The sequence below is a fragment of the Mangrovibrevibacter kandeliae genome (genome assembly GCF_024519155.1).
Taxonomy (GTDB): Bacteria; Pseudomonadota; Alphaproteobacteria; order Rhizobiales; family Rhizobiaceae; genus Mangrovibrevibacter; species Mangrovibrevibacter kandeliae.
Genome location: NZ_JANIFJ010000002.1, coordinates 174,857 through 195,942, shown reverse-complemented (window position 1 = coordinate 195,942; position 21,086 = coordinate 174,857). Strand labels below are relative to the sequence as shown.

22 protein-coding genes and 1 tRNA gene are annotated in these 21,086 nt (G+C 69.1%); 12 read left to right on the top strand and 11 right to left on the bottom strand.

Annotated features, from left to right (window positions below; translation table 11 throughout):
- Positions 1–65: 65 nt before the first annotated feature.
- Positions 66–140, bottom strand: a tRNA-Gly gene (locus NPA30_RS07275).
- A gap of 198 nt (positions 141–338) precedes the next feature.
- On the opposite strand from NPA30_RS07275, the gene NPA30_RS07270 reads away from it, so the two are divergent.
- The 5 genes from NPA30_RS07270 to NPA30_RS07250 all read left to right on the top strand — a co-directional run bounded on the left by NPA30_RS07270 (position 339) and on the right by NPA30_RS07250 (position 3,606).
- Positions 339–866, top strand: coding sequence for a prolyl-tRNA synthetase associated domain-containing protein (locus NPA30_RS07270; protein ID WP_256801850.1), 528 nt, complete (start codon positions 339–341; stop codon positions 864–866).
- Positions 863–1,855: a thioredoxin gene (gene trxA / locus NPA30_RS07265; RefSeq protein WP_256801849.1), complete on the top strand. Its 993-nt coding sequence runs from the start codon at positions 863–865 to the stop codon at positions 1,853–1,855. The genes NPA30_RS07270 and trxA overlap by 4 nt, the downstream gene beginning before the upstream one ends.
- 81 nt (positions 1,856–1,936) lie before the next feature.
- On the top strand, positions 1,937–2,614 hold the full coding sequence (locus tag NPA30_RS07260; RefSeq protein WP_256801846.1) for an LON peptidase substrate-binding domain-containing protein: 678 nt from the start codon (positions 1,937–1,939) through the stop codon (positions 2,612–2,614).
- 108 nt (positions 2,615–2,722) lie between these two features.
- Positions 2,723–2,908, top strand: a complete 186-nt coding sequence (locus NPA30_RS07255; RefSeq protein WP_256801844.1) for a Trm112 family protein — start codon at positions 2,723–2,725, stop codon at positions 2,906–2,908.
- 170 nt (positions 2,909–3,078) lie between these two features.
- Entirely contained in the window at positions 3,079–3,606 is a 528-nt protein-coding gene (locus NPA30_RS07250; protein WP_256801843.1) for a DUF29 domain-containing protein, read from the top strand.
- Positions 3,607–3,702: 96 nt separating this feature from the next.
- On the opposite strand, the gene cysN is transcribed toward NPA30_RS07250, so the two are convergent.
- The 7 genes from cysN to NPA30_RS07215 all read right to left on the bottom strand — a co-directional run bounded on the left by cysN (position 3,703) and on the right by NPA30_RS07215 (position 11,066).
- Positions 3,703–5,364, bottom strand: coding sequence for a sulfate adenylyltransferase subunit CysN (gene cysN, locus NPA30_RS07245; RefSeq protein ID WP_256801842.1), 1,662 nt, complete (start codon positions 5,362–5,364; stop codon positions 3,703–3,705).
- Positions 5,364–6,266, bottom strand: coding sequence for a sulfate adenylyltransferase subunit CysD (gene cysD / locus NPA30_RS07240; RefSeq protein ID WP_256801841.1), 903 nt, complete (start codon positions 6,264–6,266; stop codon positions 5,364–5,366). Before cysD ends, cysN begins: the two co-directional genes overlap by 1 nt.
- On the bottom strand, positions 6,263–7,069 hold the full coding sequence (locus tag NPA30_RS07235) for a phosphoadenylyl-sulfate reductase (RefSeq protein ID WP_256801840.1): 807 nt from the start codon (positions 7,067–7,069) through the stop codon (positions 6,263–6,265). The genes cysD and NPA30_RS07235 overlap by 4 nt, the downstream gene beginning before the upstream one ends.
- A 3-nt stretch (positions 7,070–7,072) precedes the next feature.
- Positions 7,073–7,579, bottom strand: a complete 507-nt coding sequence (locus NPA30_RS07230; protein WP_256801839.1) for a DUF934 domain-containing protein — start codon at positions 7,577–7,579, stop codon at positions 7,073–7,075.
- The gene (locus NPA30_RS07225; protein WP_256801838.1) at positions 7,576–9,249 is read right to left on the bottom strand and encodes a nitrite/sulfite reductase; all 1,674 of its coding nucleotides are present in this window, start codon (positions 9,247–9,249) and stop codon (positions 7,576–7,578) included. Before NPA30_RS07225 ends, NPA30_RS07230 begins: the two co-directional genes overlap by 4 nt.
- Positions 9,250–9,318: 69 nt before the next feature.
- A complete protein-coding gene (locus tag NPA30_RS07220) occupies positions 9,319–9,663 on the bottom strand; it encodes a DUF2849 domain-containing protein (RefSeq protein WP_256801837.1) in 345 nt (114 codons plus the stop codon).
- A 158-nt stretch (positions 9,664–9,821) separates the two neighbouring features.
- Positions 9,822–11,066, bottom strand: a complete 1,245-nt coding sequence (locus tag NPA30_RS07215) for a ubiquinone biosynthesis hydroxylase (protein WP_256801836.1) — start codon at positions 11,064–11,066, stop codon at positions 9,822–9,824.
- Between the two features lie 129 nt (positions 11,067–11,195).
- On the opposite strand from NPA30_RS07215, the gene NPA30_RS07210 reads away from it, so the two are divergent.
- The 3 genes from NPA30_RS07210 (at position 11,196) to NPA30_RS07200 (ending at position 14,004) form a co-directional block, all read left to right on the top strand.
- A complete protein-coding gene (locus NPA30_RS07210) occupies positions 11,196–12,077 on the top strand; it encodes an acyl-CoA thioesterase (RefSeq protein WP_256801835.1) in 882 nt (293 codons plus the stop codon).
- Between the two features lie 231 nt (positions 12,078–12,308).
- A complete protein-coding gene (locus tag NPA30_RS07205) occupies positions 12,309–12,647 on the top strand; it encodes a P-II family nitrogen regulator (protein WP_256801834.1) in 339 nt (112 codons plus the stop codon).
- 19 nt (positions 12,648–12,666) lie between these two features.
- Positions 12,667–14,004, top strand: a complete 1,338-nt coding sequence (locus NPA30_RS07200) for an ammonium transporter (protein WP_256801833.1) — start codon at positions 12,667–12,669, stop codon at positions 14,002–14,004.
- A gap of 120 nt (positions 14,005–14,124) precedes the next feature.
- On the opposite strand, the gene NPA30_RS07195 is transcribed toward NPA30_RS07200, so the two are convergent.
- Positions 14,125–14,409 carry a GNAT family N-acetyltransferase gene (locus tag NPA30_RS07195; RefSeq protein WP_256801832.1) on the bottom strand — a complete coding sequence of 95 codons (285 nt, stop codon included), beginning with the start codon at positions 14,407–14,409 and terminating at the stop codon, positions 14,125–14,127.
- Between the two features lie 211 nt (positions 14,410–14,620).
- Here NPA30_RS07195 and NPA30_RS07190 point away from each other — a divergent pair, with 211 nt between their 5' ends.
- From NPA30_RS07190 to NPA30_RS07175, 4 genes are all read left to right on the top strand, one after another.
- The gene (locus tag NPA30_RS07190; protein ID WP_256801831.1) at positions 14,621–17,458 is read left to right on the top strand and encodes an FtsK/SpoIIIE family DNA translocase; all 2,838 of its coding nucleotides are present in this window, start codon (positions 14,621–14,623) and stop codon (positions 17,456–17,458) included.
- Positions 17,459–17,568: 110 nt separating this feature from the next.
- Positions 17,569–18,210: an outer-membrane lipoprotein carrier protein LolA gene (locus tag NPA30_RS07185; protein ID WP_256801830.1), complete on the top strand. Its 642-nt coding sequence runs from the start codon at positions 17,569–17,571 to the stop codon at positions 18,208–18,210.
- Positions 18,211–18,336: 126 nt separating this feature from the next.
- Positions 18,337–19,152, top strand: a complete 816-nt coding sequence (locus tag NPA30_RS07180) for an exodeoxyribonuclease III (RefSeq protein ID WP_256801829.1) — start codon at positions 18,337–18,339, stop codon at positions 19,150–19,152.
- On the top strand, positions 19,149–19,691 hold the full coding sequence (locus NPA30_RS07175) for an MOSC domain-containing protein (protein WP_256801828.1): 543 nt from the start codon (positions 19,149–19,151) through the stop codon (positions 19,689–19,691). Before NPA30_RS07180 ends, NPA30_RS07175 begins: the two co-directional genes overlap by 4 nt.
- Positions 19,692–19,718: 27 nt before the next feature.
- On the opposite strand, the gene NPA30_RS07170 is transcribed toward NPA30_RS07175, so the two are convergent.
- Both NPA30_RS07170 and NPA30_RS07165 read right to left on the bottom strand, forming a co-directional pair.
- A complete protein-coding gene (locus NPA30_RS07170) occupies positions 19,719–20,180 on the bottom strand; it encodes a Crp/Fnr family transcriptional regulator (protein ID WP_256801827.1) in 462 nt (153 codons plus the stop codon).
- A gap of 194 nt (positions 20,181–20,374) precedes the next feature.
- Entirely contained in the window at positions 20,375–21,058 is a 684-nt protein-coding gene (locus NPA30_RS07165; protein ID WP_256801826.1) for a response regulator transcription factor, read from the bottom strand.
- Positions 21,059–21,086 lie beyond the last annotated feature (28 nt).

The following is a 21,086-nucleotide window of genomic DNA, read 5'->3' as shown; positions in this document are numbered from 1 at the left end:
GCGGCAGCCAGCCAACCGCCTTCGATCCCGCGCAGGCTGCGCACGTCTGACGAAGAGGAGAAAACTGGAGCGGGCGAAGGGATTCGAACCCTCGACCCCAACCTTGGCAAGGTTGTGCTCTACCCCTGAGCTACACCCGCCCGCTCCCCGGCAGCGCATCAGCGCCGCGGACGGGCGCTATATGGCGGAAAGCGCAGGCCAATGCAACAGGGAAAATCGCAGCCGTGTGACGCTCGCCGGCCGGACGCCCAAGGCGCCGGTCGCTTTCGCTGCGTGCCGGCAGCACGCCCTGTCCTCAACGCTTGATCCCGCCGTCTGCGACCGCTACCGCACTCTTCATGACGAAGACGCGCGACGACCTTTTCCGCTTCCTCGAGGGACTCGGCATCCGCACCGAGACGACGGAGCATCCCCCGCTCCACACGGTGGGCGAGAGCCGTCACCTGCGCGGCGTCATCACCGGCGGCCACACCAAGAATCTGTTCGTCAAGGACAAGAAGGGCCGCATCTTCCTCGTCGTCGCCGAGGAAACGCGCGAGGTGGACCTCAAGCGCCTGCATGCGCGGATCGGCGCGCAGGGGCGGTTGTCCTTCGCCAGCGCCGAACTGATGGGCGAACTCCTCGGCGTCTCGCCCGGCTCGGTCACCGCCTTCGGCGTTCTCAACGACAGCCAGGGTCGGGTGACGGTCGTGCTTGATGAGGGCCTCCTTGCGCACGATATCCTGAACTGCCATCCCATGACCAACGAGGCGACGACCAGCATCCGGCGCGACGATCTCCTGCGCTTCTTCGAGGCGACGGACCACGCGCCGCTGATCCGGCCTCTCGAAGCGTCGGTCGACGACGAACAGGAACCGCAGGCATGAGCGACAATCCCTATTCATCCGGCTTCGGCTACGGCGCGCAGACCACCGGCTCGGCCGCTCCGGCACGCCCGGCGGGCGCCTCCGGCTACGGTGCAGGGCCCGTCGCCCCGGCACCGGCGGCCGGCGACCTCATCAAGGACACGACGACCGCGAAGTTCTCGGCCGACGTCATCCAGGAATCGCGCCGCCAGCCGGTGCTCGTCGACTTCTGGGCGCCCTGGTGCGGCCCCTGCAAGCAGCTGACGCCGATCCTCGAGAAGGTGGTGAAGGCGGCGAACGGGGCGGTGAAGCTCGTCAAGATGAACATCGACGAGCACCCCTCGATCGCCGGCCAGCTCGGTGTCCAGTCGATCCCGGCGGTCTTCGCCTTCGTCAACGGCCAGCCGGTCGATGGCTTCATGGGCGCGCTGCCCGAATCGGAGGTGAAGCGCTTCATCGAGCGGCTCGGCGGCGGCGGGCCCGATCCGATCGCCGAGGCGCTGGAGGAGGCGGGCCGGCTCCTCGCCGAGGGCGACGCCGGCGATGCCGCGCAGCTCTATGCCGCGATCCTGCAGCAGGACCAGGGCAATGTCGGCGCCATCGCCGGACTCGGCGAGTGCTATTATGCCGCGGGCGACCTCGAGCGCGCCGAGGCGATGCTCGGCCAGGTGCCGGCCGACAAAGCCGAGGATGCGGCCGTCTCGGCCCTGCGCACCAAGCTGAAGCTCGCCGCCGAGATCGCCGGGCTCGGCGATCCGGTCGTCCTGCAGCAGCGCATCGAGAGCGACGCCGGCGATCATGCCGCGCGGTACGACCTCGCGCTGATCGCACAGGCGAAGGGAGACCGGGAGCAGGCGGCCGGCCATCTCCTCGAGATCATCCGGCGCGACCGGGGCTGGAACGAGGACGGCGCGCGCCGGAAGCTGCTCGAGCTGTTCGAGGTCTGGGGCCCGATGGACCCGGCCACCAAGGATGCCCGGCGACGGCTGTCTTCGCTCCTGTTCTCCTGAACGGGCGCCGTGCCGCGGCGCCGGTCCCTTGCGGAATGGCGCCGCCGCCCCAGGTTCTCCGCAGCTTGACGGAGATGGTGGTTGGTACACGCGGGCAATATCACCTACGCACGCGAGCGGGATCTGCCGGAGACCGTCGCTGTCTTTCCCTTGACCGGCGCGCTCCTCCTGCCGGGCGGCCAGATGCCGCTCAACATCTTCGAGCCGCGCTATCTCGCCATGATCGACGACGCACTCGCGGGAACCCGGCTGATCGGCATGATCCAGCCGCGGCTCGATGGGGAGAAGCTCGGTTCGGGCGAACCCGAGCTCTGCCAGGTCGGCTGCCTCGGGCGCATCACCTCCGTCGCGGAGACCGGCGACGGTCGCTACATCATCAACCTCGCCGGCGTCTGCCGCTTCCGGGTGACCGAGGAGCTGGCGGTGAAGACCGGCTACCGCACCTGCCGGATCGCGCCGTTCATCCGGGATCTGGACCTCAGCGACGGGGCGGCGGAGGTCGACCGCGACGGGTTGCTGTCCGCCTTTCGTCAGTATCTCGACGCCAACCAGCTGGAGGCCGACTGGGACAGCGTCACCAAGGCCTCCAACGAAACACTGGTCAACGCGCTCTGCATGATGTCGCCCTATGGGCCGGCGGAGAAGCAGGCGCTGCTCGAAGCGTCCGACCTGAAGACCCGTGCCGAAACGCTGGTGGCGATCACCGAGATCGCGCTGGCGCGCGAGGGCATGGAGGACGGCGGTCCGACGCTGCAGTAGCGCCTTGCCTTGTTGCGCGCGCGCGGGCTGTCGTGAGAAGCCTGCCGTGCGGCGCGATGCACCGGTCACGCATCCCGGCAGCGCCGCCGCTCAGGAGCCACGAAGTCCATGCCTGAAGAGCCCCGCCGTCCCGACCCGAAGCTGCTCGAGCTTCTGGTCTGTCCGCTGACCAAGGCGCCGCTGCGCTACGATCGGGACGCGAACGAGCTGATCTCCGAGCAGGCCGGGCTCGCGTACCCCATTCGCGACGGCATCCCGATCATGCTGGCCTCGGAGGCGCGAACCCTGGGCTGATCCAACGACGCCTTCAGATCAACGCCACGCCAGATGGCTCCGCCTGCGGATCGGCACCATGCCGAAACCGGCGGCAGCCGAGATCAGAGCCCACGGTGATCGGCGCCATTTGGTGAAGCGTTTGCGCGAGCTCTCGCCTGTCCTATAAATTGCTTCAGGAGGGTGAGGGATTGAACGAGATCGCCATGACCCCGTCGCAGCAGCACGAGACCGACTTCTACCGCTGGACGCAGGATCAGGCCGCCCAGCTGCGAGCGCTGCCGCGCAGCTTCACGCGCCTCGACATCGACAATCTGGCCGAGGAGATCGAGGACATGGGGCGCTCCGAGATCCGGGAAATCTCGAGCCTCCTTCGCCAGACACTCGCCCACCTTATCAAGATCGCGTTCGACGGCAGCGCGCCGTCCGTCGCCCATTGGGTGGAGGAGGCGTCCGGCTTTCAGGGCGATGCGGTCCTCGCAGTCTCTCCCGGGCTGAGGCAGCGGCTGGATCTGACCAAGATCTGGGTGGTCGCCAGGCGGAACGCGGCCGATGCGCTGGCGGAGCATGGCGTCCAGGTTCCAGCGCTGCCCGACGAGTGTCCCCTGACCCTTGATCAGCTTCTCGACGCAGGCTTCAGTCCACGGAAGGCCGCGGCTGCCATGACCGAGAGCGCCGAAGGGCGCGGTCTCGACGAAAGCCGGAACGGTCGACGCTGAGGGTCGCGTCGCCTCGGCGGCCTGTGTTCCAGGTCGCCGCAGGTCGAACGGAGATCGGCGCGCTCATCGATGCACCGCGCCGTGCTCCGACACGCTTCAGATTCCCGCGCCGTCGCCGACCTCGCTCGGGTCCGGCCGGGTCGCCACCGTCGCCTCCTGCTGGTCGACGAGGAGGCGCAGGAACGGCCGGACGGCGAAATCCGCGATACCGAGGAGCGCCGCGAGCGGCAGCGCGAGGCCGAAGATCCAGGCGAGGACGCCGATCGCCACGGCGGCGAGCCCGCGGTAGCGCAGGAGGCCGGCACGACGCTCGGCCCGGCCATAGGCCCGGCCGAACCAGATCGCGCGCGCCCGTTCCACGGCACTCTGCGACGACACGGCCGCAGAGCCGTCCAGCGTGGGGCCGACGCCGGCCGGCGCCGTGCCGGCCGTGCGCACCAGGCCAAGAGCCACCGTCTCGTTGGTGAAGCCGTCGATCAGGATGAAGGCGCCGAGTTCGCGGCTCTCGCCATAGGGCGCGGCGACGACGGGACGGTCGAAGCCGACCGTGACGCGGCCGATCTCGTTCATCAGGAGCGCGTTGGCGGCGCGCGGCCCGAAGGTGTGGATGTCGATCGCATGGTCGAGGGCGCGCAGGCCGGCGGGCGTCTGGGCGGTGCCCAGCCGGGCGATCAGCCGCGCGCCGGGCAGAAGCGGGCGATCCACCATCCAGAGGATGTCCGCCTCGACGCTCTGTACCGCCTGCAGCGTATCGCTGGCCGCGACGATCACGTCGCCGCGCGAGACGTCCACCTCGCGGTCGAGCGTCAGCGTGACGGCCTCGCCGGCTTCGGCCTTCGAGACCTCGCCGTCCGGGCCGAGGACATCCCTCACCCGCGCCGTCTGACGGCCGGGCAGCACGAGCACCGGCTCGCCGGCGGCGATGCGTCCGCCGGCGATCGTGCCGCTGTAGCCACGGAAGTCGAGGTTCGGCCGGTTCACCCACTGCACGGGCAGGCGGAACGGTGCGTCGACCTCGGCCAGCGTCTGCGGCGCGGCGCTCTCCAGGCGTTCGAGCAGCGTCTCCCCGGTGTACCAGGGCGAAGCGGGCGAGCGCGTGGTGACGTTGTCGCCGTTCTTGGCGGAAAGCGGGATGTAGCTGACGTCGGTGAACCCGAGCTGCGGCAGCAGCGCACGGTAATCGGCGACGATCCGGTCGAAGACGCTCTGGTCGAAGCCGACGAGGTCCATCTTGTTGATCGCCACGATCACGCTCTTGATGCCGAGCATCGAGGTGATGAACGAGTGCCGCCGGGTCTGCGGCAGGATGCCCCTGCGCGCATCGACCAGGATCACCGCTAGCTCCGCTTGGCTCGCGCCGGTCGCCATGTTGCGGGTGTACTGCTCGTGTCCGGGCGTGTCGGCGATGATGAAGGCGCGTCGGTCGGTCGAGAAGTACCGGTACGCGACGTCGATGGTGATTCCCTGCTCGCGTTCGGCCGAGAGGCCGTCGACGAGCAGGGCGAAGTCGAGGTCGCCGCCGGTGGTGCCGAACTTCCTCGAATCGCGCTCCAGCGCTTCGAGCTGGTCGTCGAAGACGGCGCGGGTGTCGTAGAGCAGCCGGCCGATCAGCGTCGACTTGCCGTCGTCGACCGAGCCGCAGGTGATGAAGCGCAGCAGCGAGGCCTTGGGCGCCGCGGCCAGCGGCTGGATCAGCGCATCGTCCGGGGCCGGTCCGGCGAATTCCTCGTCGAGAGCGGTGGCGATGGCGTCCCGCATCAGAAATAGCCTTCCTGCTTCTTCTCTTCCATCGAAGCCGAGCCGTCCTGGTCGATGACCCGGCCCTGCCGCTCGGAGGCGCGGGAGCCGCGCATCTCGCCGATGATCTCGGGCAGCGTCGCGGCCGAGGATTCGACCGCGCCGGTGAGCGGGTAGCAGCCGAGGGTGCGGAAGCGCACCATCTTCTCCTCGATCACCTCGCCCGGCAGGAGCTTCATCCGCTCGTCGTCGCGCATGATCAGCGTGCCGCCGCGGTTCACCACCGGGCGGCGCTTGGCGAAGTAGAGCGGCACGACCGGGATCGCCTCGAGCGCGATGTAGTCCCACACGTCCGTCTCGGTCCAATTCGAGATCGGAAAGACCCGGAAGCTCTCGCCCGGCTTCTTGCGGGTGTTGAACAGACGCCACGGCTCCGGCCGCTGGTTCTTGGCATCCCAGCGATGCTCGGCCGAGCGCAGCGAGAAGATGCGCTCCTTGGCGCGGCTCTTCTCCTCGTCGCGTCGGGCGCCGCCGAAGGCCGCGTCGAACTTGTACTTGTCCAGCGCCTGCTTCAGCGCCTCGGTCTTCATCACGTCGGTGTGGACGCGCGAGCCGGAATCGAACGGGTTGATGCCGCGCGCCAGTCCGTCCTGATTGGTGTGGACGAGCAGCTCGATGCCAAGCTCCTTCGCCCGCTGGTCGCGGTGCTCGATCATCTCCCGGAACTTCCACGTCGTGTCGACGTGGAGCAGCGCGAAGGGTGGCTTGCCCGGCGCGAAGGCCTTCATCGCAAGATGCAGCATGACCGCCGAATCCTTGCCGATGGAATAGAGCATCACCGGATTGTCGGCGGTCGCCGCGACCTCGCGGATGATGAAGATCGACTCGGCCTCAAGCCGCTGCAGGTGGCTCATGTGCTTCATTGCGGCAGACTTTCGAAGGCGGCGTCGCCATGCGCCGGGCGCGCGCCGGCGATCGGGCTCGACGGCTGGGCGCGCGTCACGCGGCCGCTCTCGTCGACATGCAGGCCGCACTCCTTCCTGGCTTCGTCCTCCCACCACCAGCGGCCGGCGCGCTCCGGCTCCCCCGGATGGACGGCGCGGGTGCAGGGGGCGCAGCCGATGGACAGAAAGCCCTGTGCGTGCAGGCCGTTGACGGGCACGCGCTCGGCCGTGGTGAACGCGGCGATTTCATCGCGCGTCCAGTCGAAGATCGGGTTTGCCTTCACGAGGCCGCGCTGCGCATCGAAGGAGACGTAGTCGAGCGTGCCGCGGCTGGCCGACTGGTCGCGCCTCAGCCCCGTGATCCAGGCGCTCGCACCCTTCAGGGCGCGGCCGAGCGGCTCGACCTTGCGCACCCCGCAGCAGGCCTTGCGGCAGTCGACCGACATGTAGAAGCCGTCGATGCCCTGATCCGCGACCAGGGCCTCCAGCGCCTCGGCCTGCGGGTAGAGCGCCTTGATGCGCCGGCCATAGCGCTCCTCGGTTTCGCGCCAGAGCGTATAGGTCTCCGGGAACAGCCGGCCGGTGTCGAGCGTGACGACGTCGATCGGCAGGCCGTTGGCGAAGATCAGGTGCGTCAGCATCTGGTCCTCGATGCCGAGGCTGGTGGTGAACACCACGCGGCCGGGCATCCGGTCGGCGATGAGGCGCAGCCGCCCGAGCGGGTCGAGACCGGCGAATGCGGTGTCGAGCTCCGCGGCTCCCGCGGCACGGTCATCCAGCATGGATCAGCCTTTCCGGGCGGCGAGGCGCTTCTGCAGGATGCTCCGATCCGCGCCATAGCCGCTCTGATAGTGCTCGGTAACGATGTCCTTGGCGGCGAGCCACTGCGCCACGGGCTGGCGCGCGGCCATCGTCTCCGGCAGTTGGATCTCGTCGAAGCCGCAGGCGAGCGCCTCCGCGAACTGATCCGCGATCAGCGGACCGGACGCGCGCAGGCGGCCGGCAAACCCGGCGCGCCGCAGGCGCTTGGCGAGCGACAGCCCGCGCCCGTCCGAGAACGAAGGGAACTCGACCGCGATCAGGTCGATCGCGTCGAAGAACGGCGCAATGGCGTCGACCTTGGTGTCGTTGGCGACCGACAGGCCGAGCCGGTCGTTGCGGCGCGCCTCGACCGCAGCACCCGCGAGCGCCAGGGGCGCGAGGAGCGGGCCCTGCACGGTTGTCAGATCGTCTGCGCTCTCGATCCGGACGTAGTCGTTCGGCACCTCGCCGGTGGGCGTGACGACGGTCATGCCGGCTCTCCCGCGACATAGGCGTCGAAGCTCGCCTTGAAGGGGTCGAGTCCGGCGCGGCGCACCGTGTCGATGAAGGCCTCCCCGTCGGTGCGGACCTTGAGGTAGGTGCCGACGATCGTCTCGATCGCACCGGGCACGGCCTCGGCGTCGATGCCCGGGCCGAGGCGCTCGCCGAGCGCCGCCGCCTCGGTGGCGTCGCCGCCGAGGGTGATCTGGTAGTTCTCCTTGCCCGACTTCTCGAGCCCGAGAATGCCGATATGGCCGACATGGTGGTGGCCGCAGGCGTTGATGCAGCCGGAGATCTTGATCTGCAACGGGCCGATCTCGGCCTGCCGCCTCTCGTCGGCGAAGCTCTTGGCGATCTCCTGCGCGATCGGGATCGAGCGGGCGGTCGCCAGGGCGCAGTAGTCCATCCCCGGGCAGGCGATGATGTCGGTGACGAGGCCGGAATTGGCGGTCGCCAGACCAGCCGCCTTCAGCGCCTCGAAGACCCGGGGCACGTCGTCCTTCCTGACGTGCGGCAGCACGAGGTTCTGCGCGTGGGTGACCCGCAGCTCGTCGAAGGAGTAGCGCTCGGCGATGTCGGCGAAGGCCCGCATCTGCTCGCTCGTCATGTCGCCCGGCACGCCGCCGACCGGCTTCAGCGAGATCGTCAGCGCCAGGTAGCCGGGCTGGCGGTGGGCAAAGCCGTTCTGCGCCACGAAGGCATCGAGTGCCGGATCGGCACGCCGTGCCGCGTCGAGCACCGCCGAGTCCTCCGGCAGCGCTTCGTAGGCCGGCGGCGCGAAATAGCGCGCGATGCGCGCCACCTCCGACTCCGGCGCGTTCACCGTCGGACCGTCGAGCTGCGCGTACTCGGCCTCGACGCGGCGCACGAACTCCTCCGTGCCGATCTCGTGGACGAGGATCTTCACCCGCGCCTTGTACTTGTTGTCGCGCCGGCCTTCCGCGTTGTAGACGCGCATCACCGCTTCCAGATAGGCGAGCAGCTCGTCCTTCGGCAGGAAGTCGCGGATGACCTTGCCGATCATCGGCGTGCGGCCGAGCCCCCCGCCGACCACCACCTGGTAGCCGGTCGCGCCCGTGTCAGGATGACGACGCACCTTGAGCCCGATGTCGTGCACCTTGATCGCCGCGCGATCGTGCTCGGCGCCGGTGACGGCGATCTTGAACTTGCGCGGCAGCCAGGCGAACTCCGGATGCAGGCTCGACCACTGCCGCAGGAGTTCGGCGGTCGGCCGCGGATCCTCCACCTCGTCCTTGGCGATGCCGGCGAACTGGTCGGCGGTGACGTTGCGGATGCAGTTGCCGGAGGTCTGGATGCAGTGCATCTCGACGTCGGCGAGGAGGTCGAGGATGTCCGGCACGTCCTTCAGCTGCGGCCAGTTGAACTGCAGGTTCTGCCGCGTCGTGAAGTGGCCGTAGCCCTTGTCGTAGCGCTCGCCGATCAGCGCCAGCTGGCGCAGCTGCTTGCCGTTGAGGGTGCCGTAGGGCACGGCGATCCGCAGCATGTAGGCATGGAGCTGGAGATAGAGCCCGTTCTTCAGCCGCAGGGGCTTGAACTCGTCATCCGATAGCGAGCCGTCGAGGCGCCGCTCGACCTGGGTGCGAAACTGCTGGACCCGCTCGCGCACGAAGCGCTCGTCGAATTCGTCGTAGCGGTACATCGGGATCCTCGGTTGGCGGCGGGTTGCGGTCGGGGCGGCACGACTTAAGGAGCCGGCGGCAATAGAGGCTCAGTGCGCGTATTCGGCCTGCTTGCCGATGTCGGGATGGATGCTCGGCCCGGTCTGGCGCATTGCCTCACGGAAATGGGTGGCGCGGGGGAAACCCGTCGCGTCGATTTCCACCGGGACGAGATAGGGATCGACCACGAGGTTGGCGGCCGCGGCCGCGGCGCCCTCGGCCTCCATCACCGCCGCCGTTTCGGCGTCGCTGGCGATCCGCGCCGAGGCCGGATCGAGCGTCCAGCCGCCAGCGGTGAGGTAGACGACGTCGCCCTCGAGCAGCCGGTTGGCGCTGAGGATCACCGGCAGCTTCGGGCCCTTGCCCTTCGCGCCGGCCTTTGCGTCTGTCGCCATGGTGATCTCCTCACGCCGCCGCGTGACCCGGGCACGCGATCTCATCTAGATAATCGGAGGCGCCTCGCATCGCGGCACATCGATTTGCCTTCTGCGGCACGTTGCGGAAACAATTTTCCTTCCACGGGCTCCAGCCGCAGAGCCTCATTCCGGAGGCCCTAGATCGCCTCGCCCGTCAGCAGCCTCGGCGTCGGCCCGCTGCTCAGGCCGGCGGCCTGGTCGATGAAGAAGCGCTTCAGTCCCGGCGCCCGGTCGACGAGCGACAGGCCGAGGCTGCGGACCTGGCGCAGTAGCGTCGAGTCGTTCGAGAACAGCCGGTTAAGGACGTCGGTGGTGACGCCCATCTGCAAGGTGTCGAAGCGGCGCCAGCGCTGATAGCCCTCGAGCGTGTCGAGCGCGCCGATGTCGCGGCCGAGCCGGGCGGCCTCCACCACCGTCTCGGCGAGTGCGGCGGCGTCCTTGAAGCCGAGATTCAGCCCCTGGCCGGCGATCGGATGGATCCCGTGCGCCGCGTCGCCGGCGAGCGCGATGCGGGGGCGCACGAAGTCGCGGGCGAGCGTCAGGCCGAGCGGGAAGGCACGGCGGCCGCCCTCCAGCGTCAGCGCGCCGAGCCGATGGCCGAAGCGGCGCTGCAGCTCTTCCTCAAAGATCAGTTCGTCGGCGGCGACGAGGCGTTCGGCCTCGCGCGTCTCCTCGGTCCAGACCAGCGACGAGCGGTCGCCGGTCAGCGGCAGGATGGCGAAGGGGCCGGCCGGCAGGAAGTGCTCTTCGGCTCGGCCGCCGTGCGGGCGCTCGTGCTTGACCGTCGCGACGATGCCTGACTGGCCGTAATGCCAGCCGACGGTGCGAATGCCGGCCATCTCGCGGATGCCCGACTTCAGTCCGTCGCAGGCGACGAGCAGCTTCGCGTCGAGGCGTGTGCCGTCCGCCAGACGCACGCCGATGCCGCCCGGCCGCTCCTCCAGCGCCGTCACCGCCGCGCCCGCCTGCACGGTGATCCCCAACGCATCCGCCCGTGCACGCAATGCGCCGTTCAGCGCGGTGTTCGGCACCATCTGGGCGAAGGGCTCGCCCGGCCGCACGTCGCCGTCGAAGGTGAGGAAGACCGGCCGAACCGGGTCGCCGGTGCGCGAATCGGTGACGATCATCTCCGTGATCGGCTGCGCGGCCGGTGCGATGTCGTCCCAGGCGCCGAGCCGGCGAAGCATGCGCACCGCGGCGGCGGCGACCGCCGACGCCCGTTCGTCCTTGCGCCAGACGCCATCGGGCGCCGCGTCGACGACGCGCACCCGCAGCCCGGGCGCGGCGTCCGCGATGGCGACCGCGGTGGCAAGGCCGACATAGCCGGCACCGGCAACGAGGACGTCGTCGCTGAGGTCGGCGGCGGTCGGAGTACTCGACATGACGGCTTCCACTTCGCTAGCTCAACCCGCGTACGGCCTTCCTCCTAGCCAATCGGCGTCCCTGCGCCAAGCTGAAGGCCAGGGTCGCGCCTCAGGCGTGCCGCGGCGTTACAGGGAAGGGGACCTAGGATGGACGGCACGATTGCAAGCCTTCTGGCGCGGCTCGACCTCGAAACCCTCTCCGACGATCTGTTTCAGGGGACGAGCCCGCAGGGTGGCCGGCGGGTGTTCGGCGGCCAGGTGGTGGCGCAGGCGCTGGTGGCGGCACAGCGCACGGTCGATCCGGAGCGGCCGGCTCACTCGCTGCATGGCTACTTCATGCGGCCCGGCGACCCGGCCCGGCCGATCGCCTACCGGGTGGAGCGCCTGCGCAACGGCGGCTCCTTCTCGACGCGGCGGGTGGACGCGGTGCAGGCCGGCGAGGTGATCTTCTCCATGCTCGCCTCCTTCCAGAGGATCGAGGAGGGGCTGACGCACCAGGCCGGGATGCCCGACGTGCCGCCGCCGGAGAACCTGCCATCCGGTCCGGATCTGACGCAGCGGCTGCTCGCAGCCGCGCCGGAGCCGGTGCAGCGCTACTGGCTGCGGCCGCGTCCCTTCGAGTTCCGCCCGGTGTCGCTCGATCATTACCTGACGGCGGAGAGACTGGAGCCGGCGCAGCAGATCTGGATCCGGCTCACCGAGCCGACGGAGCTCAACCCGGCTGCCTCGCGCGCGGTTCTGGCCTACCTCTCGGACCTGACGCTGCTCGACGTGTCGCTCTTCGCGCATGGAACCGCCGTCTACGACCCGCGCCTGCAGGTCGCGAGCCTCGATCATGCGCTCTGGTTTCACCGGCCGGTCGTCCCGTTCGACGACTGGCTGCTCTACGCCCAGGACAGTCCTGCGACCTCCGGCGGCCGCGGCTTCTCGCGCGGCAGCCTGTTCACCCGCGACGGCCGGCTGGTGGCGTCGGTCGCGCAGGAGGGCCTGATCCGTCGCCGCCGCAGGGACGGCAGAACGCCTGCCTAATCCCACGGCAGTTGCCCAACAGCTAAGCGACCGCCATTCGCTGCCGCCACCTTCGCGCCTGCAAAATGAGCGTCGGGCCGCGTTTCTTGGCGTTCGCTTCAGCGGCGAGGCCATTTGGCACGCGACTTGATTCACCTGTGACGTCACCGCGCGGATGATCGATCCGTGGGGGCGATGGCTCGGCGACGACGCGCCTCGGCGGACGTCGACGCAGAAAACAACGAGGTGAACATGAAAATCGTGATGGCCATCATCAAGCCGTTCAAGCTGGACGAGGTCCGCGAGGCGCTGACGGCAGTCGGGATCCAGGGGCTCACCGTCACCGAGGTGAAGGGATATGGCCGGCAGAAGGGGCACACCGAGATCTACCGCGGCACCGAATATGCCGTGAGCTTCCTGCCGAAGCTGAAGATCGAGGTGGCGGTGCCGACCGACATGGTCGACCAGGCGGTCGACGCGATCACGGCAGCGGCGAAGACCGGCCAGATCGGCGACGGCAAGATCTTCGTGTTCGGGATCGACCAGGCGGTGCGGATCCGGACCGGCGAAACCGACGTCAACGCGCTTTAATCGAGAGGGACGTACTTCTATGCGTTTGAGGAATCTGCTGTATCCCGCCGGCCTGCTGGCCGGCCTGGCGGTCACCGCCGCCTTCGCCCAGGACGCGACTCCGCCGGTGGCCGACGCCACGGCAGCCGCGCCGGCGCCGACGCTTGATGGCGGCGACACCGCCTGGATGATGACGTCCTCCCTGCTCGTCCTGTTCATGACGCTGCCGGGCCTGGCGCTGTTCTATGGCGGCCTGGTGCGCGCCAAGAACATGCTGTCGGTGCTGATGCAGTGCACCCTGATCACCGGCCTCGTGATGGTGATCTGGGTGCTCTGGGGCTACTCCTTCGCCTTCGGCGGCAGCGAGTCGGCCTGGTGGGGCGGCACGGGCAAGCTGTTCCTCTCGGGCGTCACGAAGGACTCGCTGTCGGGCACCATCCCCGAATACGTGTTCTGCGTCTTCCAGATGACCTTCGCCGTGATCACGCCGGCGCTGATCATCGGCTCCTTCGCCGAACGGGTGAAGTTCACCGGCGTGCTCCTCTTCGTCGCGCTCTGGGTGACCTTCGTCTACTTCCCGATCGCGCACATGGTGTGGGACGCCAACGGCTTCCTGTTCCAGCAGGGCGCGATGGACTTCGCCGGCGGCACGGTCGTCCACATCAATGCCGGCATTGCCGCGCTGATCGGCTGCTTCTTCGTCGGCAAGCGCACCGGCCTCGGCAAGGACATCATGGCGCCCCACTCGATGACGCTGACCATGGTCGGCGCCTCCATCCTGTGGGTCGGCTGGTTCGGCTTCAACGCCGGCTCGGCGCTCGCCGCCAACGGCACCGCAGGCCTTGCCATGATCAACACCTTCGTCGCCACCGCGGCGGCGATCCTGTCCTGGTCGGCTGTGGAAGGTCTCGGCCGCGGCAAGGCGTCAATGCTCGGCGCGGCCTCCGGCATGGTTGCCGGCCTCGTCGCCATCACCCCGGCCTGCGGCTTCGTCGGGCCGATGGGCGCCGTCATCCTCGGCCTCATCGTCTCGCCGGTCTGCTACTTCTTCGTCTCGGTGGTGAAGAACGCGGTGAAGTACGACGACAGCCTCGACGTCTTCGGCGTCCACGGCATCGGCGGCATGGTCGGTGCGATCCTCACCGGCGTCCTGGCTTCGCCCTCCTTCGGCGGCGTCGGTTATGCCGAGGGTCAGACGATGGCCGGCCAGCTCTTCGTGCAGATCGAGGGCGTGGTCATCACCATCGTCTGGTGCGGTGTCGGCTCGATCATCTTCTATGCGATCACCAAGGCCGTCACCGGGCTGCGGCCGACCATCGAAGAAGAGCGCGAGGGTCTCGACCTCACCTATCACGGCGAGGCGGCCTACCACTCGTAAGGGCGAAGAGCCGCCACGTTCGCGCGCGGCGGTTTCTTCAAGGAGTCTGTCGTTTCGAGAGGCGGGGAGTGCGTGGCGCTCCCCGCCTTTTCCATTGCTGCCGATCGCTCAGCCGTGGCTTCAGGCCTCGGCCTGCAGCGCGCGATAGTCGGGCCGCCGCTGGAACAGCGCCGCGACATAGGAGCACTGCGGCACGATCCGCAGCCCCTCCGCCTTCGCCCACTCCACGCCCGCCGCCACCAGTTGCTCCGCCAGGCCGCGGCCGCGCAACGCGGGTGGCACGAAGGTATGGTCGAACACCACGACGGTTTCGCCGCGCATGTGATAGGTCATCTCGGCCGTCTCCTCGCCGCCTCCGCTCGCAAAGCGGCCGCGTCCGCCGTGGGCTTCGTGGTGGATCTCCATCCTTGCTCTCCTTCCGATGCTTCATCACCAACGGCGCATGCGGCCGCGGCGATCCGCCGCCCGGTCGCCTTCGGCGCAACCCGTTGCGCCGGCACGCTAAACGTCGGTGACGAAATATAAGGGTTAAACGCCCTTTAACCCGCGGCGTCGTACTGTCGAACCAAATCCTGCCCGCCACCGTGCGGCGCTGCGGAACGGAAAACGATCAGCCATGGCGTTATCGACCATCGACTCCAAGCCGGCAGCCGGCTTCTTCATGCGGCAGATGCAGATTGCGGTCGCCCTCGCACTGCTCGGCCTTGCCGGCCTCCTCGCCGTCGCCTTTGCGACGTGGAACGTCGCCGACCCCTCGCTCAGCCAGTCGAACCACAATGCGGTCGCCAACCTGGCCGGACCGGCCGGTGCGATTTTCGCCGATCTCGGCCTGCAGCTCTTCGGTCTCGCCGCGGCGCTCGTCGCCGCGCTGCCGGCGATCTGGGGCCTGTCGCTGCTGTTCGGTCAGCCGGTGGACCGCATCTGGCGCCGGGCCTGGCTCGGCTTCGCCGGCATCGTGCTCGCCGCGGCGGCGCTCGGCTGCCTGCCGGCGCCGACCGGCTGGCCGCTGCCGATCGGCCTCGGCGGCATCGCCGGGGATCTCGTCCTGAAATTCCCGGCGCTCGCCACCGGCGACTATCCCTCCGGCAATCTCGCGCTGGCCTTGGCGGTGATGATCGCGCTGCCGGCCGGTTGGCTGTTCCTCAATGGCGCCGGCCTGATCGACCGCCGCGAAGCCGCCGATTTCGATGCGGCGCCCCGTCGTGGTCGCGGCGCCGCGATCGTCGCCGATCCGGAGGAGGACGAGGAGGAGGGCCGCTTCGCGCTTCTGATGGGCGCGCTCGCTCACAACCTCTACATGGCGCGTGCGGCGTTCGCCCGACGCTTCGGCGGGGTCGGGGAGCGCGTCGCACGGGTTCGCGAGGCCATCGGCGCCGGCCGCGGCGACGACGAATGGGACTTCCGGCAGGCGGCGCCGACGGAGGCGCAGCCTCGCGCCGTCCTGCGGCCGGCCAAGACCCGCTCCTACCAGCCCGACCTCGACGAGGCCGCCGACGTGCCCGAGGACGACGAGGACTGGCAGGACGGTGCGGCGGCGCCGGCCGGAGCGGGCGATCTCCCGTGGGACCAGGACGAGGACGAGGAAGACGACGACTGGCAGGCCGAGGCCGGGATCGCCGGCGCGGCGGAGGACGACGGGCTGATCGCGGCCGCGGGCGAGCGCATGGCGCCGAACGCCGAGGCCGACGCGCCGGAGGCAGGCGGCTGGCGCGGTCTTCTGAGCGGCAACATCATCGCCTTCCCGGGCGGCAAGAAGCGCAAGGGCGAGCCGGCACCGGCGCCGGCGGCGCGCGCACCGTCGGCCGCCGCGACACCCCAGGGCGGCGCCCGTGTCGTGCCGCAGGCCAGCACGCCGCCGGCGACGCACAAGGCGCGCACCGGCTCGGGCCGCGCCGTCGCGCTGCCCCGGCACGAGGAGATGGGGCCGTTCGAGCTGCCGCATCTCGACTTCCTCACCCAGCCGAAGGCGCGGGGCCGCGACACGACGCTGTCGCCCGAGGCCCTGCAGGAGAACGCCCAGCTTTTGGAGGGCGTGCTCGACGACTTCGGCGTCAAGGGCGAGATCATCGAGGTCCGGCCGGGTCCGGTCGTCACGCTCTACGAGCTGGAGCCGGCGCCCGGCATCAAGTCGAGCCGCGTCATCGGCCTTGCCGACGACATCGCCCGTTCGATGAGCGCGATCGCGGCGCGCGTCGCGGTGATCCCCGGCAAGAACGCCATCGGCATCGAGCTGCCGAACCAGCGCCGCGAGACCGTGTTCCTGCGCGAGATGGTGGCGTCCGAGACCTTCGCGCAGAGCAAGGCCAAGCTGGCGCTCACCCTCGGCAAGACCATCGGCGGCGAGCCTGTCATCGCCGACCTCGCCAAGATGCCGCATCTCCTCGTCGCCGGCACCACCGGCTCGGGCAAGTCGGTGGCGATCAACACGATGATCCTGTCGCTGCTCTACAAGCTGACGCCGCAGCAGTGCAGGCTGATCATGATCGACCCGAAGATGCTGGAGCTGTCGGTCTATGACGGCATCCCGCATCTCCTGTCGCCGGTCGTCACCGACCCGAAGAAGGCGGTGGTGGCGCTGAAGTGGACGGTCCGCGAGATGGAGGACCGCTACCGCAAGATGTCGAAGCTCGGCGTGCGCAACATCGACGGCTTCAACACCCGCGTCGCGCAGGCGATGGAGAAGGGCGAGACGATCTCCCGCACGGTGCAGACCGGCTTTGACCGCGAGACCGGCGAACCGATCTTCGAATCGGAGGAGTTCGACCTCGAGCCACTGCCGTACATCGTCGTCATCATCGACGAGATGGCCGACCTGATGATGGTCGCAGGCAAGGACATCGAGGGCGCCGTGCAGCGCCTCGCGCAGATGGCCCGCGCCGCCGGCATCCACGTCATCATGGCGACGCAGCGCCCCTCGGTCGACGTCATCACCGGCACGATCAAGGCGAACTTCCCGACCCGTATCTCCTTCCAGGTGACCTCGAAGATCGATTCCCGCACCATTCTCGGCGAGCAGGGCGCCGAGCAGCTGCTCGGCCAGGGCGACATGCTGTTCATGGCCGGCGGCGGGCGCATCCAGCGCGTCCACGGCCCCTTCGTCGACGACACCGAGGTGGAGCAGATCGTCGCGCACCTGAAGAGCCAGGGCGTGCCGGACTATCTCGACGCGATCCTGGAGGACGAGGACGAGATGGGCGGCGATGCCGGCTCCGGCGGCGGCGGCTCGGGCGGCGGTGCGGCCGGCGGACTCGACGAATCGGCCGACCTCTACGACCAGGCGGTGGCGATCGTCCTGCGCGACGGCAAGGCCTCCACCTCCTACGTCCAGCGGCGGCTGTCGATCGGCTACAACCGCGCCGCCTCGATCATCGAGCGGATGGAGAAGGAGGGCATCGTCGGCCCCGCCAACCACGCCGGCAAGCGTGAAATCCTGGTGCCGACCGAGGAGGAATGACGCTCGCCGCATTGGCGCCGCAGGGCCGCGGCATGGTTCGGGTCAGGAGCCGGCCCTATCTCTGGGCCGGCTTTCGATTCTTCTGAAGGGACGGACCGAGGACAACGACCATGGCCCATCGCTCATTCTCCATCGCTCGCCGCCTCGGGCTGGCGCTCGTCGCTGCCTTGCCGCTCGCCGGCGCCGTGCAGGCCCCGCCAGCCCGTGCCGAGGCCTCGCAGGCGGCGCAGGAGATCGCCGACCACTTCTCCTCCGTGCAGTCGATGGTCGGCCAGTTCGTCCAGTTCGACCCGAACGGGCGGCAGACGGAAGGACGCTTCTATCTGGAGCGACCGGGCAAGATCCGCTTCGACTACTCGTCGATGCCGCTGCGGGTGATCTCGGACGGCGATTCGGTGGCGGTGAACAACCGCAAGCTCAACACCTGGGACACCTATCCGCTGTCGAAGACGCCGCTGAAGCTGCTGCTCGACCGGCGCATCGACCTGTCGTCCGCCAACATCGAGAGCGTCAAGGAAGAGCCGGATCTCACCACCATCATCATGGGCGACAAGTCGATCTTCGGCAATTCGCGCATCACCATGATGTTCGACCCGAAGACCTTCGACCTGCGCCAGTGGACGATCCGCGATGGCCAGGGCAAGGACACCACGGTGATGGTCTACAACGTCAAGACCGGCGTGCGGATCGACGACGGGCTGTTCGAGATCCCCTGGACGCAGATCAGCCAGGGACAGACCGGCAACCGCTGAGGGGCGCCCGGGAGCCCCTCGCGGGCCGGACAAAGCTGGGCACGACGCGGCCGGCAGGGGTCGACAGCTTGCGGCTTCGACGCGCCGCGCTTAAGCCGCTGTCACCCCTACGAACTGCCTGCGCCCATGCCCTTCACCATCGCCACCTGGAACATCAACTCCGTCCGCCTGCGTCTGCCGATCGTCGAGCAGTTCCTCAAGGACTATGCGCCCGACGTCCTGTGCCTGCAGGAGACCAAGTGCCCGAACGAGCTGTTTCCGGAGGCGGCGTTCCACGCGCTCGGCTACGGCCACGTCGCGCTGCACGGGCAGAAGGGCTATCACGGCGTCGCGACGATCTCGAAGCTGCCCTTCGAAGACATGGTCCGGCAGGACTTCTGCGCCGTCGGCGACGCCCGGCATCTCTCGACCCGCCTCAGCGTTGGGGGCACGCGCCTGAGGGTCCACAACTTCTACGTCCCGGCCGGCGGCGACGAGCCGAACCGGGAGGTCAACCCGAAGTTCGGCCACAAGCTCGACTTCATCGAGGAGATGCGGCTCGTCAGCGCGGTGGCCGAGCCGGGCGTCTCGGCGCTGCTCCTCGGGGATCTCAACATCGCGCCCTACGAGACCGACGTCTGGTCGCACAAGCAGATGGTGAAGGTCGTCTCGCACACGCCGGTTGAATGCGAGGGGCTGACGCGGGTGCTCGAGGAGGGCGCCTGGCGCGACCTCGTGCGCGCGCACGTGCCGGTGAGCGAGAAGCTCTTCACCTGGTGGAGCTACCGCGCCAGAGAGCCGCTCGTTGCCGACCGTGGCCGGCGGCTCGACCACATCTGGGGCTCGGCGGATCTCGTGCCGCATCTGACCGAGGCGCGCGTGCTGCGCGACGCGCGGGCCTGGGAGCGGCCGTCCGACCACGTGCCGGTGCTCGTCACGCTCGACCTGCCGGTGGCGGCGTGAGCGCCACCGTCCGCGCCGTCGCCAGCGACGCGGCGCATCGCTTCTCCAAGCCCCTGCAGATGGCGATCGAACTCGTCGCCGGACATGGCGTGAAGGGGGATGCGCATTTCGGCGTTACCGTCCAGCACCGCTCGCGTGTCGCGGCCGATCCGACGCAGCCGAACCTCAGGCAGGTGCACCTGATCCAGTGCGAGCTGTTCGACGACCTCGCCGCCCGTGGCTTCCGGGTGCGGCCGGGCGACCTCGGCGAGAACGTCCTGACGGAGGGGCTCGACCTCCTGTCGCTGCCGACGGGGAGCGTCCTGCGGCTGGGGGCGGAGGCGGAGATCGAGTTGACCGGGCTGCGCAATCCCTGCGCCCAGATCGACCGCTTCCAGCAAGGCCTGATGCGCGCCGTGCTCGACCATGACGCCGACGGGCGGCTGATCCGCAAGGCCGGCGTCATGGCGGTCGTGCGAAGCGGCGGCTTCGTGCGGCCGGGCGACACGATCGCGGTGACGTTGCCGCCGGCGCCGCACCGGGCGCTCGAAAAGGTCTGACGGCGCGGCAGTCCCTGCGCGCGCAGCCTACTCCCCGCCGCCGAAACGCCCTTCCAGCGCGGTGATCTCGGCCGTCATCTGGACGAGGCGGGCGCTGAGCCGCTCGTGGATGTCGGCGGCGATCTCGGGGTATTCCTCCAGCATCCGCCGGAAGATCGGCCGGGTGATGCGGATGACCTCGCAGTCGGTCTCGCTGACCGCGGTGGCCGGGCGGCGGGTCTCGGTGAGCAGCGCCAGCTCGCCGAGCAGGGCGCCGGGTCCATAGCGGCCGACGACATCCTGTGCGCCGGGTTTGCCCCGCAGCAGCGCGATCCGCCCGCTCGCAATCACGAATCCTGCATCGGCGCGGGCCTCGGCACGGAACAGCGTCTCGCCCTCGCGCAGGCGGCGATGCTCGGCGCCGAAGGCGAGGAGCCGCAGCTGGTCGGGCGTCAGGTCCGCGAGCAGCGGGACCTCGCGCAGCACCGCGATGTCGCTTTCGAGGCTCATTGCGGTGAGCAGCCCTCCGCCGTGCGAACGTCGCCGGCGTCCGACCGAACCACCCGGACCATCCGTCTTCCGTTGCTCTGACGCGTCGCCGACCCCTCGCCGGCAGACGTCGAATCACAGCTATAGTGACACTTGTCTGCAAAAAGAACGGCAAACGCGGCCTGTCGACCGGCTATGCCCGACTTTTGGGCAGCTCAGGGCATCAGCTTGTAGCCACCGGACTCCGTCACGATCAGCCGGGCGTTGGCCGGATCCGGCTCGATTTTCTGGCGCAGCCGATAGACGTGGGTCTCGAGGGTGTGGGTGGTGACGCCGGAATTGTAGCCCCAGACCTCTTCCAGGAGCACGTCGCGGGTGATGACCTTGCGGTCGGCACGGTAGAGATAGCGGATGATCGCCGTCTCCTTCTCGGTCAGGCGGATCTTGCCGCCCTTCTCGTCGACCAGAAGCTTCTGGCTCGGCTTGAAGACGTAGGGGCCGACCTGGAAGGTCGCGTCCTCGCTCTGCTCGTGCTGGCGCAGCTGCGCGCGGATGCGGGCGAGCAGCACCGCGAAGCGGAAGGGCTTGGTGACATAGTCGTTGGCGCCGGCCTCGAGGCCGAGGATCGTGTCGGCGTCGGTGTCCTGGCCGGTGAGTATGATGATCGGCGCCTTGAAGCCGGACTTGCGCAGCACCTTCACGGCCTCACGTCCGTCCATGTCCGGCAGGCCGACATCCATCACGACGAGGTCGATCAGCCCGGCACGCGCCGCGGCGATACCCTTGGCGGCGCTCGCCTCCTGCAGGACGCTGAATTCCTCGTGCAGCGACAGCTGCTCGGCCAGCGTCTGGCGCAGGTCGTCATCGTCGTCGACTATGAGAATGGTGCGTGCGCTCATGCGTGCTCTGCCGTATCTCTCGCCCGCT